Annotated in this window: 11 protein-coding genes; all 11 read right to left on the reverse strand. The window is 69.4% G+C overall.

What is annotated here, in order from left to right; all coding sequences use genetic code 11:
* Positions 1-1,737: DEAD/DEAH box helicase (locus U5911_RS05160; protein ID WP_336035881.1), on the reverse strand; the 1,737-nt coding region annotated here is incomplete at its 3' end.
* Positions 1,738-1,796: 59 nt separating this feature from the next.
* Complete coding sequence (locus U5911_RS05165; protein WP_336035882.1) at positions 1,797-2,357, reverse strand: dolichol kinase; 561 nt, start codon at positions 2,355-2,357, stop codon at positions 1,797-1,799.
* A gap of 2 nt (positions 2,358-2,359) precedes the next feature.
* Positions 2,360-4,090 (reverse strand): glycine--tRNA ligase, encoded by a 1,731-nt coding sequence (glyS, locus tag U5911_RS05170; protein WP_336035883.1) that lies wholly within the window; start codon positions 4,088-4,090, stop codon positions 2,360-2,362.
* Entirely contained in the window at positions 4,083-4,940 is an 858-nt protein-coding gene (locus U5911_RS05175) for a CBS domain-containing protein (RefSeq protein ID WP_336035884.1), read from the reverse strand. Before U5911_RS05175 ends, glyS begins: the two co-directional genes overlap by 8 nt.
* Positions 4,941-5,028: 88 nt before the next feature.
* The gene (locus U5911_RS05180) at positions 5,029-5,610 is read right to left on the reverse strand and encodes a DUF7529 family protein (protein WP_336035885.1); all 582 of its coding nucleotides are present in this window, start codon (positions 5,608-5,610) and stop codon (positions 5,029-5,031) included.
* A 46-nt stretch (positions 5,611-5,656) separates the two neighbouring features.
* Positions 5,657-6,175 carry a DUF7555 family protein gene (locus tag U5911_RS05185; protein ID WP_336035886.1) on the reverse strand — a complete coding sequence of 173 codons (519 nt, stop codon included), beginning with the start codon at positions 6,173-6,175 and terminating at the stop codon, positions 5,657-5,659.
* A 2-nt stretch (positions 6,176-6,177) separates the two neighbouring features.
* On the reverse strand, positions 6,178-7,524 hold the full coding sequence (locus U5911_RS05190) for an ABC transporter ATP-binding protein (RefSeq protein WP_336035887.1): 1,347 nt from the start codon (positions 7,522-7,524) through the stop codon (positions 6,178-6,180).
* Positions 7,521-8,606 (reverse strand): ABC transporter ATP-binding protein, encoded by a 1,086-nt coding sequence (locus U5911_RS05195; protein ID WP_336035888.1) that lies wholly within the window; start codon positions 8,604-8,606, stop codon positions 7,521-7,523. The genes U5911_RS05190 and U5911_RS05195 overlap by 4 nt, the downstream gene beginning before the upstream one ends.
* Positions 8,606-10,096 carry an ABC transporter permease gene (locus U5911_RS05200; RefSeq protein ID WP_336035889.1) on the reverse strand — a complete coding sequence of 497 codons (1,491 nt, stop codon included), beginning with the start codon at positions 10,094-10,096 and terminating at the stop codon, positions 8,606-8,608. Before U5911_RS05200 ends, U5911_RS05195 begins: the two co-directional genes overlap by 1 nt.
* A gap of 2 nt (positions 10,097-10,098) precedes the next feature.
* Positions 10,099-11,112 carry an ABC transporter permease gene (locus U5911_RS05205; RefSeq protein WP_336035890.1) on the reverse strand — a complete coding sequence of 338 codons (1,014 nt, stop codon included), beginning with the start codon at positions 11,110-11,112 and terminating at the stop codon, positions 10,099-10,101.
* A 172-nt stretch (positions 11,113-11,284) separates the two neighbouring features.
* A complete protein-coding gene (locus U5911_RS05210) occupies positions 11,285-13,183 on the reverse strand; it encodes an ABC transporter substrate-binding protein (protein WP_336035891.1) in 1,899 nt (632 codons plus the stop codon).
* Between the last annotated feature and the right edge of the window lie 180 nt (positions 13,184-13,363).

A 13,363-nucleotide genomic window follows, 5' to 3' on the forward strand; every position in this document is an offset into this window, starting at 1 on the left:
GCTCCGCTCGGCGACGCTGCTCTCGGCTTCGCCGCTCGCCTCGCTCCGCTCGGCGACGCTGCTCTCGGCTTCGCCGCTCGCCTCGCTCCGCTCGGCGACGCTGCTCTCGGCTTCGCCGCTCGCCTCGTTCGCGGCCTCCCGCCCGTCGCCCTCGCCGTACTCGTCGAGTGCCTGCTGGCTGCTCCCGAGGTCGGTCTCCAGGTCGTCGGCGACGTCCTTCAGCGCCTGCAGCTCCGCCTGCATCTCCTGCTCGCGGCGCCGACTGATCCAGAAGTACGCCTCGTCGCGGGTGTCCTCGGCCATCAACACGACGACCCGCCCCTCTGTCTGGCGGCCGGTCCGGCCCTTCCGCTGGACGGACCGGATCGCCGTCGGCACCGGCTCGAAGAAGAGGACGAGGTCGACCTCGGGGACGTCCAGGCCCTCCTCGGCGACGCTCGTGGAGACGAGCACCTCGAAGTCGCCGTCGCGGAACTCCTCGAGGGTCTCGCGCTGCTCGGTCTGGGTCATCCCCTCGCTGCCGTCGGCGTCGCCCTGGCCGACGAACCGCCGCGCGTCGAAGTGCCCGCCGAGGAACTCGGTCAGCGCTTCGGCGGTGTCCCTGGACTCGGTGAACACGATGACGCGGTCGCCGCCCTCGATGCCAAGCGTCTCCGCCAGCAACATTCTGGCGCGTCGGAACTTCGGGTGGAGGCCGTCGAAGTCCTCCGCGCGCCGCATCGCCTCCTTCACTTTCGGCTCGCTGACGAGGCGCTGGCTGGCCTTCGACGCGCCCGAGGACCGCGCGGCGTTGCGCTGCCGCTCGAAGTACCGCCGCACGGACTCCACGCTCTGGGTCTCGACGAGCTCGACGGCGCGCCGCAGCTTCATCACCTCCGCGTGGACGCTCATCCCCTCGTAGCCCTCGCTCTGGTCGTTGTCGATGAGCTCCTGGAGCTTCGAGCGGATCCTGTTCAGGTCCTTCTGGGAGACGTCCGGGCTGGACGCCCGCGTCACGCCCAGCTCGCGGAGCGTCTCCAGGCGGTCCTCGATGACGTCGTTCAACGCGTCCCTGACCTCGAGGACCTCCTCGGGAAGCTCGACGCGCTCCCACTGGACGTCCGTGTCGTAGGTGTGCTCGCCGACGTCCGCGTCGTCCTCGGTCATCACCTCGACGTCGCGGACGCCCAGGTTCTCGCAGACCGTCCGGATGTCCTCCTCGTTGCCGCCCGGCGAGGCCGACATCGCCGTCACGAGGGGGTCGGCGGCGTCCGCGTGGTAGCGCTCCGCGATGTACGTGTACGCGTAGTCGCCGGTCGCGCGGTGGCACTCGTCGAACGTGCAGTGGACGACGTCCCGCAGCGAGACCCGACCGCCCACGAGGTCGTTCTCCACGACCTGCGGCGTCGCGACCACGACCCGGGCGTCCGACCACAGCGCCGCGCGGTCGTCGGGCCGGGTCTCGCCCGTGAACACGACCACCTCCTCGTCCGGCACCGCGAGGGCCTCCCGGTAGAACGCGGCGTGCTGTTCGACCAGCGGCTTCGTCGGCGCGAGCAGCAGCGACGTCCCGCCCGCGTCGCCGTCCAGGCGGTAAGCGGTCACCAGCAGGGAGACGGTCGTCTTCCCCAGGCCGGTGGGCAGACAGACCAGGGTGTGGTCGCGGCGCGCGGCGGCCGCCAGCTGGAGCTGGTACTGGCGCGCCTCGATGACGCCGTCGGCCAGCATCGAGTGGTCGACGTGCGCGGACTCCGACATTCGGCGAGTCGTACGGCGCTCTCGCGGTTAAGGCTTCGCGTACCGGGGTGGAAGTGGAGCTACGCGACCGCGCCGACCAGCCACATCGCCGCCGCCGCGCCGAGCGGAATCGTCGCGTTGTCGTCGACGACGTAGCCGCGGACTACGGGCGTCGCGCCGTCGGCGAGCGTCGCCGCGAGCGCGCCCGCGACGGCGGCCGACGGGCCCACGCCGGTCGCCGTCGCGATGCCGACGCAGACGCCGAACGTCGCCAGCAGCACCCAGCCCCGCTTCCGGCCGAGCCCGTCCGAGGACAGCAGGCCGCTGAACGGGTCCGCGAGCGCCAGCATCAGGATGGCCGGCACCGCGACCTCGGGCGCGAACAGCCACGCGGTCGCGGCGCTGGAGAGCACGTACAGCGCGTAGCCGGCGGGGTTGTTCTGCTCGTACTCGCGCGTGAGGCGGTCGTAGATCCGCCAGGACACGTGCCCCGAGAGCCGCAGCGCCTCCAGGGCGACGACGATGCCGCTCCCGGCGACGACCAGCCACTGGAACCACCGCCACGGCAGCACGCCCGCGAGGTACGCGAACACGGGGATCGACCCGCTGGCGTGCACGAGCCGCCGGCTGAGTTCGCTCACCGTTACAGGTCGCCGAACGCGCGTTCGCCGTCGCGGAGCCCGGCGAGCACGTCGGGGAGGTCCGCGACCGGCACGCGCACCTGGTCGGTCGTGTCGCGGTCGCGCAGCGTCGCGGTGTCGTCCTCGAGCGTGTCGTAGTCGACGGTGACGCAGTACGGCGTCCCGACCTCGTCCTGCCGGCGGTACCGCCGGCCGATGTTCCCGGAGTCGTCGTAGGTCACGGCGAGGCCGGCCTCCCGGAGGGCCGCCGCGACGTCGCGGGCGCGCTCGCCGAGGCCGTCCTTGTCCATCAGCGGGAACACGCCCACGGTCGTCGGCGCGACCGCCGCGGGCAGCCGCAGCACGTCGCGCTGTTCGCCCTCGACCTCGTCGGTGTCGTAGTTGTGCGCCAGCACCGTGTACACCGCGCGGCCGACGCCGAACGCCGGCTCGACGACGTGCGGGACGACGTGGCGGCCCGACTCCGTGACCTCCTCGACGGCGAACCCCGTCTGCTCGGTCGGGACGGTGTACGTCTCGCCGCCGACCTCGACGGTCACCTCGTCGCCCTCGAACGCCGCGCGGTCGCGCTCGGCCAGCGCCTGCAGGGCGTCCGCGACGGCGCCGGCGTCGCCGCCGAACTCCGGCCCCAGGTAGGACATCTCCGGGTCGACGGCCGCGCGCTCGACGGTCTTCGGCTCGTCGTACTGCTTGAAGACGGTGAAGCTGTCGTCGGCGTGCTCGGCGTGCTTCGAGAGGTCGTAGTCCGTCCGGGACGCCACGCCCTCCAGTTCGATCCAGTCGCCGTCGACCTCGCCCTCGGCGTCCCAGCAGTCGGTCGCGTAGTGGGCGAGCTCGCCGGGGAGGTGCTGGCGGAACCGGAACCGGTCCATGTCCACGCCGACGCGCTCGAACCACTGCTTCGAGCGCGCGAGGAAGTACGCCACCCACTCGCCCCGGACGACGCCCTCGTCGACGGCGTCCCGCGGCGTCAGGCGGACGTACTCCTCGCCGTCGGCCTGCTGGGCGTCCGACGGGTACAGCGGCAGTTCGACGTCCGCGACCCGCGAGAGGTCCGGGCCGTCGCCCTCGGGGTCCACGAAGTACTCCAGTTCCGCCATCGTGAACTCCCGCGCCCGCACCAGGGCGTTCCGCGGACTGATCTCGTTCCGGTAGCCGGCGCCGACCTGCGCGACGCCGAACGGCAGCCGCTCGCGGGCGTACTCCTTCAGCCGCGGGAACTCCGTGAACATCCCCTGGGCGGTCTCCGGCCGCAGGTAGCCCGGCTGACCCGAGCCCGGCCCGATGGACGTCTCGAACATGAGGTTGAACTCCTCGACGGGCCGGCCCGCCAGCGGCGCGCCACAGGACGGACAGCCGAGGTCGTGCTCGGCGATGATGGCCTCGACCTTCTCCGTCGAGTACGTCTCGGCGTCCTCGATGTCCGTCTCGTCCTCGACGACGTGGTCGGCGCGGTGGCTCTCGCCGCACTCGCCGCACTCCACGAGCATGTCGTCGAAGCCGTCCAGGTGGCCCGAGGCCACGAACACGGGCTCGGGCGTCACGGTCGGCGAGTCGATCTCCATGTTCCCCTCGCGGGTGACGAACCGGTCGCGCCACGCGTCCTCGACGTTGCGCTTCAGCGCCGCGCCCTCCGGGCCGTACGTGTAGAACCCGGAGACGCCGCCGTAGGCCTCGTTCGCCTGGAAGAAGAACCCGCGGCGGCGCGCCAGCTCGCCCAGCCGGTCACTCATCGCTCAGCCCCGCCAGCAGGTCGACGTCGCGGACGATGCCGTCGAGGCTGTCGCCGGAGACGAGCGGCACCTGCTCGACGTCGTTCGTCAGCATCGTCTGTGCCACCTCGCGGGCCGTGCGGCGCTTCGTCACCGTCACCACGTCCGTGGTCATGAACTCCCGGACGGGCGCGGCCGGGATCTCGACGTTCCGCGTCGGGAAGTACCGCGACCCCACCGCCTTGATGGACTCCCACTTCCAGTCGTCGTCCTCGTCGGCGATGGAGTCGCCGGTGTCGTCCTCGCCCTCGACGACGCGGGCCACGTCGATGACGTCCACCTCGGTGAGGATGCCCGCCATCTCCGCGTCGTCGCCGAGCACGACCGCGTACGGCACGTTCGCGAACGAGATCTCGCGCTCCGCGACCGGCAGCGGCGTCCCCACGTACGTCGTGTTCACGTCCGGCTGGGCCAGCTCGCCGACCTCGGTGTCGCCGTCCTCCTCGCCGTCGGCGATGGCCCGCACCACGTCCGTCACCGTGACGATGCCCTCCAGGCGGCCGTCCTCGACGACCGGCACGCGCCGCGTTCCCTCGCGGCGCATCAGCGCGGCCACCTCGCGGACGGACGCGTCGGTCGTCGTCGTCGGGACGTCCCGCATCAGCATCGCCAGCTGGTCCTCCTCGGGGTGCTCGATGAGGTCGTCCCGGGAGATGAGACCGCGGTACTGCTCGCCGTCGGCGGACGGCTTCACGACGGGCACGGAGGAGAACGCCCGCTCCTGGATGTACTCGAGGATGTCGTCCCGCGTCCCCGGCAGCTCGACCGACACCACGTCTGCCCGGGGCGTCATCGCGTCAGCGACGTTCATGTACGCGTCGTTCTCTCCCCACGCATTTGTACGCTACGACACTGCGACAGCCGTCCACACGCGGGTTCCGGCGCCGGGAGCGACGCGCTCAGAAGTGCCCGAGCTCCGCCGGGTCCTCGGGCAGGTCGTCCGCGCGCGGGAAGAACTTCCGGTAGCCCTCGTGGCGGAACGCGCCGTGCCGCGTCCCGTCGAGGGTCCGCACGAACGTGAACATCTCGCCCTCCTCGCGCGCCGCGAACGCGCACATCGTCTCGTCGCGGATGGGGTACGCGCCAGCCAGCAGGATCACCACCTCGGCGTCCGGGTCCGCGAGCTCGACGACCACGAACGCGTCCTCGCCCTCCTCGGCGCGGTAGACGTCGTACTGGGGGAACTCCCCGGCCTCGAAGGCGTCCGTGAAGCGGTCGACGTAGTTGTCCGCGATGACGAACTCCACGCCGTACTCCCCGTCCGGGTCGTTCGTGTCCCGGCCGATGGGGCCGGCGTCAACCGCCGGAATCTCGGCGACGTCGTAGCCGTCCGCGCGGTACTCCTCGGCGATGGCAGACAGGTCCGCGAGCGTCTGCTCCCACGCGCGCTTCAGCGACTCGGTGGCGCCCGCGTACTGCTCGATGCGCTGTCGGTGCTCCTCGCCGCCGGCCGCGACCTCCTCCGTGGGTTCGTCTTCCATGTCTCCGCGTTGTCCAGTGACACTCAAGAGTGTTCCGTGCGGCCGCCTACGGGCCGACGCCGAGCGCCGTCTCCAGCAGGAACGACGCCGCCATCATCGCCACCGCCGCCGCGAACACCCGCGCGCCGGTCGGCAGCCGCATCGAGTGCGGGACCGGCCGGAACCGCGCCGGCGGCAGCCGCTGGACGAGCCGCTGGAAGGCCGTGTCCGGCGGGCCGCTCCCCGCGTCCAGCAACTCGAAGGGCCCGCCGTCGTCGTCGTCCTTGTACGGCGCTTGCGGCCACAGCAGCAGCGTCCCGTACCCGAACGCCAGCCACCCGAACACGAACAGGCCGTACTTCACGCCCGGCGCGAACCGGCCGCCGACGGCGACGGACGTGACGCCCGACAGCACGCCGAACGCGACCGTGGTCGCCGCCGCGTACGTCACCGCGTCCAGCGCCTGGCCGACCCGGTCGGGGTCCTCGTCGGTCGCCCCCGACTCCCCGGACCCGCCCGCGGTCTCGCGCGCGCGAACCGCGCGCGCCGTCGACCGGTCGGACTCCCCGGGCGGGCGGCCGGACATCGTCAGCGCTCGTAGCCGTGCTCGGCGATGTACGACTGCGTGCCCTGGTAGTCCTCGCGGTGCCGGTGGCAGTGGCTCTGCCGGCCGGCGTCCCCGACGGTCAGCAGTTCGGGCTCCTCGCGCTCGCAGACGCTCCCGAACTCCTCGCGCAGCTCCTCGCGGGCGGACTGCAGGTCGTCGCGGCGCACGTGTTCGATGGCGCTGTCGACGTGCTGCTGGACGTCGCTCGGTACGTCGAGGTCGCCGAACGCCTCCTCGACGACCTCCTCGGCGTCCAGGCCCTCGGTCTCCATCCCGAGGAGGTCGCGGAACCGCTCGCGGACGCTCTTCGCGACGTCCTCGCGCTCCCGCAGCACCTCCCGGAAGATCTCGATGCCCTGCCAGACGTCCTCGTCGAGGTCGCGGTACGCCGGCGGCCGGATCTTCAGCGGACACCGCGTGCTGAACACGCAGCCGCTCGGCGGGTCCCGCGGGCTCGGCGGCGTCCCGCGAAGCGTGATGCGGTTCTTCTCCAGGGTCGGGTCCGGCTCGGGGATCGCCGACAGCAGCGAGTTCGTGTACGGGTTCGCCGGGTCGTCGAAGATGGCGTCCGTCGGCCCGATCTCCATGATGTTCCCGAGGTACATCACGGCGACGCGGTCGCAGATGTGCTCGACGACCGCGAGGTCGTGGGCGATGAGCAGGTACGTCAGCCCGAACTCCTCCTGGAGGTCCTCGAGGAGGTTCAGGATCTTCGCCTGCACGGAGACGTCCAGCGCCGAGACGGGCTCGTCGAGCACCAGGAAGTCCGGCTCGAGCGCGAGCGCCCGCGCGATGCCGACGCGCTGGCGCTGCCCGCCGGAGAACTGGAACGGGTAGCGGTAGTAGTGCTCCTCGCTCAGCCCGACCGTCTCCAGGAGCTCGCGCACGCGCGCCCGGCGCTGTTCGGGCGTCTTCCAGTTGTGGACGTTCAGCGGCTCCATGACGATCTCGCCGACCGTCATCCGGTCGTTGAGGCTGCCGTCCGGGTCCTGGAACACCATCTGGACGTTCCGCCGCCAGTCCTTCAGGTCCGAGCCCGACAGCGACGTGATGTCGGTGCCCTCGTAGCGGACCTCGCCGCCGGTCGCGGTCTCCAGTTGCATCAGCGTCCGGCCGAGCGTCGACTTCCCGCAGCCGGACTCGCCGACCAGCCCGAGGGTCTCCCCGCGCTGGATGTCGAAGGTGACGCCGTCGACGGCCTTCACGGGGTCGCCGCCGAGCAGCCCGCCGTCCTCGTAGTACGTCTTCAGGTCGTTCACCTCGACGAGCGTCTCGCCGGTCTCCGTGCGTCCGTCGGCTTCTCGTTGCTCCTGGTAGAGAGAGGTCATTCGCTCACCTCCGATCCCGTGCGGTCCTCACGCGACCGGTGTAGCTCCACGGCCTCGTTCTGCGAGACGTCCTCGGGGTACAGCAGGCACGCCGCCTGGTGGTCGTCGGTCGACTCGTCGACGTCGACCTGCACGGGGTGGACCTGCTCGCAGTCGTCGAAGGCCTTCGGGCACCGCGGCGCGAACCGGCAGTACGTCGCCGGCTCGTTCGGTGTCGGGACGTCGCCCTCGATGGTCGACAGCTCCGCGCCGCGCTCGTTGCGGCTCGGGATGGACTCCAGCAGCCCGCGCGTGTACGGGTGCTTGGGGTTCTCGAACAGCTCCTCGACGGGCGCTGACTCGATCATCTCGCCGGCGTACATCACGTTCACGCGGTCGGTGATCTCCGCGATGACGCCCATGTCGTGGGTGATGAACATGATGCCGATGTCGTGTTCGACCTTCAGCTCCTCCAGGAGCTCCAGGATCTGCGCCTGGATGGTGACGTCCAGGGCCGTCGTCGGCTCGTCGCAGATGAGGAGGTCGGGGTCGCAGGCCAGCGCCACCGCGATGACCGCGCGCTGGCGCATCCCGCCGGAGAACTGGTGGGGGTACTCCTTGAGGCGCCGCTTGGCGTCCGGGATGCCGACGTCCTCCAGGAGCTCGACGGCCGCCCTCGTGGCGTCGCGGCCGCGCAGGCCCTGGTGGAGCCGCAGCGACTCCTTGATCTGGTTGCCGACCGTGTACACGGGGTTCAGCGACGACAGCGGGTCCTGGAACACCATCGCGATCTCGCCGCCGCGGTACTGCCGCCACTCGTCGTCGGACTTCCCGACGAGGTCCTCGCCCTTGTACTCGATGGAGCCGCCGACGATGCGGCCCGGGGACTCCACGAGCCCCATGATCGAGCGCGCGGTCACGGACTTCCCGGAGCCGGACTCGCCGACGACGCCGACGGACTCCCCGCGGCGGATGTCGAAGGTGACGCCGTCGACGGCGCGGATCGTCTCCTTGTCCGTGAAGAACGCCGTCTGGAGGTCGTCGACGCGCAACAGGACGTCCTCGTCGGCGTCCCGGCCCGCGTCGTAGGCCTGCTGGCTCATCACGCACCACCCCCGGCGGCCGCCGTCTCGCCGGCGGCGTCGTCGCCGCTGGTCTTCGGGTCGATGGCGTCGCGGATGCCGTCGCCGAGCGCGTTGAACCCGAGGACGAGCAGCGTGATGGCCAGCCCGGGCACGACGGAGATGTGCCAGGACTGCGTCGTGATCAGCGACTGGCCGCGGGCGATGGCCCGCCCCATCTCCGGGGTCGGCGCCTCCACGCCCAGCCCCAGGTACGAGAGGCTCGCCGCGCCGATCATGTACCCGCCCACCGACATCGAGAGGTAGATGAGCAGGTACCCGATGACGTACGGCGCGACGTGCTTGCGGACGATGTTCCACGGGCGCTCACCGAAGCCCTGGGAGGCCATCACCCACTCGTTCTGCACGATCTGGAACGCGGGACCGCGGACCGCGCGCCACAGCCCCATCCACCCCCAGATGCCGAACAGCAACGCGATGAGGAACCCGCCGCTGTAGATGCTGGACAGCCAGTGGTCGGCCAGCACCGTCACGAGCATGATGAGTACGAGCAGCTGGGGCATCGCCTGGAACGCGTCGCTGGTCAGGACGGCGACGAGGTCCACGAGCCCGCGGTAGTACGCGGTCAGCAGCGCCAGCGACAGCGCGATGCCGCCGGCGATGACCGACGCGAACACGCCGATGAAAATGGAGACGCGCGCGCCGTACGCCATGAACGTGAACAGGTCCTTCCCGTTCGACGCCTGACTCATCGTCCCCACGGGGTGGAACCGGTCGTAGTTGTCGTACTCCCAGATGCCGACGTTCTGGGTGGTGCCCTTCGAGGCGGAGAACAGGTTCGCGTTCGTCACGCTGACGTTCCCGACCTCGCCGAGGTCCTCGTCCCAGTACTCGACGTAGTTGCCGCTCGGGTCCTTGAGGTTCTTCTCGGCGGTGGTCGGGCTCACCGTCGGCGCGAACACCGCCATCGTCACGAGCAGGAGCACGAGCACCAGCCCGAACTTCCCCCAGTTGTGGCCGCGGAACCGGTCGAGCATGTCGTCGGCGGGCGTCCAGTCGGCGTACCGGTAGTGCCGCCGGAACATGAAGTAGCCGCGCCACGTCCAGTACGCGAAGAAGAACGCGTACACGTACACGAGGCCGACGCGGATCAGCCACGCGTACGCGGGCTCGAGGCCCATGAACGTGCCGACCCAGCCGCGCTCGGGGTGGTTGTACCCCTGGTTGGGGACGAGTTCGCGGTCGAGCAGCGTCGGGAGGTCGGCCAGCCACCTGCCGACGTCGGCGAACGCGCCCGTGAAGCCCTTGATGGCGCCGCCGATGGCGCCGGGGAGCACGCCCGCGATGGCGTTGATGGGGGTGTCCCAGGGGAGGGCCATGATGCCGCCCCAGAGCGCGCCGAACTCCACGGCGAGGAGGACGGCCATCACCGCCCCCCAGCGGGCGGCCGGACCCGGGTTCCGTCGAATCCGGACAACGATACTGTCGCTTTTGGAGTCTTCAGTAGCCATTGTCACTCACTCTCGAAGCCGACGCGGGGGTCGATGACCGTGTACAGGAAGTCCTGGAGGATGTTGATGCCCACGAGCAGGATGATGAAGAAGAACATCAGCGCGCCCGCTAGCGGCATGTCGCCGGACGTCATCGAGGTGAAGAACAGCCACCCGATGCCGTTGATGCCGAAGACGGTCTCGACGAGCACCGACCCGCCGACGAGCAGGCCGGCCTCCGCCGTGATGACGGGCACCAGGGGGATGAGCGCGTTCCGGAAGATGTGCTTCCAGACGATGGTGCGGCCCGGCAGCCCCTTCGCGCGCGCCATCTCGACGTAGTTGGAGTTCTTCGACTCGAGGAACGCCGTGCGGCCGATACGCATCTCGTTGCCCATCGACGCCGACCCGAGCACGAGCGCGCCCGGCAGCACCATCTTCGACGCAGCGAGGAAGTTATCGAAGTTCCAGAGCTCGTTCATCTCCGGCGCGCCCGCGACCTGCGTCGAGACGAGGAACTCCTCCCAGTTGAAGCCGAACAGGAACTCCTCGGACTGCGAGAGCACCATCAGCATGATGACCGCGAGCCAGAAGTTCGGCATCGCCCGCCAGACGATGCCGCTGAACGACGCGGTGTAGTCGCCGAGCGTGTTCGGGTTGAGGCCCGCGTAGAACCCGAGCGGGATGCCGATGAACAGCGGCAGCAGGATGGCCCACGCGCCCATCAGGATGGTCCGGGGCGCGTAGTCCATGATGACCTGGTAGGCCGTGTAGTCGGGACGGATCACCCAGGAGTTCCCGAGGTTGAACGTGAACATGTCCACGACGAAGTCGAAGTACTGCTGCCACAGCGGCTGGTTCATGCCCAGCTGCCGGTGGATCTCCTCGACTCGCGCGGGGGTTGCTTGCTGTCCCAGGATGGCGTACGCCGGGTCGATCGGACCGGCGTAGATGACGAAGAACGTGATCGTCGTGCCGAACAGGATGACTGGGATCGACAGTACGAGTCGTTTCGCGAAGTAACTCCACCGGCTCATAGGTGCGGGCCTCGAGTTGTGATACTCGCTTGCATCTGTCTATTGTGCGCGTTTAGGTCTTGCGTTTCGCAAGTTTTGCGGGGGCGGACTTTGGCCGCAACTCGTAGTACGCAAAGCGGTCGTTCTGTATTCAAAAATACAGGGCGGTGCGGCGGGCGGGGCGACTGGGCGGTTACTCGAAGTCGCCGCGGTCGCCGATCTTCGTCGTGTGATTCTTCTTCCGGGAGCCGCCCATCGCGCCGGCGCGCGGCGCGTCCATCCACTCGTACGAGTAGTACTGGTCGATGGCGTGCAGGATCGGCAGCATGACGGCGTCCTGCATGGCGGCCTCCTCGATCATCCAGCCGCCTTCCGCGCGGCCCTCGGCCTGGTCGTCGCCGATGCCGTAGTTGTCGCGGATCATCTGCCAGCCCTCCTCGGCCTTGTCGGCGTAGTCGCCGTTGTCCGAGGTCCAGTTGACGTAGCCGACGTTGTCGTCGGAGTCGGTGATGGTCGCCGGCGGGTTCAGCAGCTTCAGGAAGTTGTCCAGGCCCGGGTAGTCGGCGAGCCAGCCGAGGTAGAACATGCCGACCTGGCCGTTCCGCGCGCGATTGAGGAACGTCGACCAGTCGGCGGTGTTCATCTCGAGTTCGAGCCCGGAGCCCGAGAACTGGTCGCGGAGCAGCGAGTAGATGGCCTCGCCGGCCGCGTTCTGGGCGTAGCCGTTCGACATGTCGAAGGATAGCTCGAACGGGTCGTCCTCGGTGTACCCGGCCTCCTCGAGCACCTGGATGGCCGACTCCATGTCCGAGGACTGGTAGCCGTACTTGTACTCCTCCTGGCGCTCGGTGTACGCCTCGGGGCCGCCCGGGAAGATGGACGGCGGCGTGAAGAAGTACCCCTCCTTGGTCGGAGTCGTGATGAGCTGCTCGTTGACGATCTGCTGGTTCAGCGCGTAGCCGATGGCCTCGCGGACCGGCTTCGGCACCTGCTTGCAGTTGAACGCCAGGTACCGCGTGGTCAGGCTCGCGACCTCGTAGTAGTCCGCGGTGAGGTCGTTCTCCTCCATCGGGCCGTACGTCCCGTAGTCGCGGCCGCGGTCGTCAGTCCCCTCGATCTCCTTGAGCTGGGGGTCGTACTGGTCGCTCGGGATGACCGGACCGTCGGCGTTGACGTTGACCGTCGCGTACGTGTACGAGGGGTTGGTCTCCTGGAAGATCTCGTAGTGGATGCCGGCGTTGTTGATCTCGCCGCCGTGGTAGTCGTCGCGGGCGACGATCTCGGCCTCGGTCGACTGCTCCCAGGTCTCGAGGGTGTACGGGCCGGCGCCGATGGGGTTCGCCGTCGCGAACTCCTCGTAGTCCATCTGGCCGTCGTAGCCCTCGATGTCGCCGACGATGCCCTCGGGAACCACCGCGAACGAGGAGTACGCGATCATCGACGTCGCCGCGTAGAACGGCCGCTGGAGTTCGATCTCGACCGTGTAGTCGTCGGCGGCGCTCACCTCGATGCTGCCCGGGACGTAGACCTCGGTCTCCTCGCCGTCCTGGGTCTCGGTCTCGGTCTCGTGGACGACGCCGAGGTCGCCCAGGAGGAAACTCGACCGCCGGGAGTTGTCGGAGGCGGCGAGCCGCTCCCAGGAGTACACGACGTCCTGGGCGGTGACCTCGTCGCCGTTGCTGAACGTCACGCCCTCCTTCAGGGTGAACGTCATCGTCGTCTGGTCCTCGCTGATGTCCAGCGAGTCGGCCAGGAGGTTCTCGACGTTCGTCTGCCCGTTCGGGTAGTTGGTCAGGGTGTCGAAGATGTTCTGGATGAGGGCCCCGGAGGCCGTGTCGGTGGCCTTGATGGGGTCCAGCGTGTCCATCGTGGAGTTCGTCGAGCGGACCGTCTTGCTCGGGTCGAAGTCCATCTCCGTGGTCTCCTCGGTCGTCCCGTCGCCACCGTCGTCGGTGTCGTCGGGCGCCTCGGTCGTTCCGTCGCCGTCGCCGTCTCCGTCGCCACCGGTACAGCCAGCCAGGGCGGCTGCGGTCGCAGCGGCACCGGTCCCCTGGAGGAACCGTCGACGGGAAAGATTGTCAGTGTCTGTCATCCAAGCACGGATTACTAATCTATAGTGATAAACTTACCGCTTCTTCGGGTAGGGTCGGGATAAATTTCGGGTTACGGCAAGTAGAAATATCTGATTCGACGCCAGACGGCGCGGCGTCTGGCCCCCGCCCCTGTCAGCCCGACGCGCTTAAGTGCGGAGCGTGGGGCGCCGTTCCTGTCA

Origin of the sequence: Halobacterium yunchengense (assembly GCF_037031165.1) — an archaeon.
Lineage (GTDB): Archaea > Halobacteriota > Halobacteria > Halobacteriales > Halobacteriaceae > Halobacterium > Halobacterium yunchengense.

Coding starts and splice junctions, on each gene's coding strand:
- U5911_RS05180 (WP_336035885.1), bottom strand. CDS start 5,610: ATGGAAGACGAACCCACGGAGGAGGTCGCGGCCGGCGGCGAGGAGCAC.
- U5911_RS05195 (WP_336035888.1), bottom strand. CDS start 8,606: ATGAGCCAGCAGGCCTACGACGCGGGCCGGGACGCCGACGAGGACGTC.
- U5911_RS05190 (WP_336035887.1), bottom strand. CDS start 7,524: ATGACCTCTCTCTACCAGGAGCAACGAGAAGCCGACGGACGCACGGAG.
- U5911_RS05185 (WP_336035886.1), bottom strand. CDS start 6,175: ATGTCCGGCCGCCCGCCCGGGGAGTCCGACCGGTCGACGGCGCGCGCG.
- glyS (WP_336035883.1), bottom strand. CDS start 4,090: ATGAGTGACCGGCTGGGCGAGCTGGCGCGCCGCCGCGGGTTCTTCTTC.
- U5911_RS05205 (WP_336035890.1), bottom strand. CDS start 11,112: ATGAGCCGGTGGAGTTACTTCGCGAAACGACTCGTACTGTCGATCCCA.
- U5911_RS05200 (WP_336035889.1), bottom strand. CDS start 10,096: ATGGCTACTGAAGACTCCAAAAGCGACAGTATCGTTGTCCGGATTCGA.
- U5911_RS05210 (WP_336035891.1), bottom strand. CDS start 13,183: ATGACAGACACTGACAATCTTTCCCGTCGACGGTTCCTCCAGGGGACC.
- U5911_RS05175 (WP_336035884.1), bottom strand. CDS start 4,940: ATGAACGTCGCTGACGCGATGACGCCCCGGGCAGACGTGGTGTCGGTC.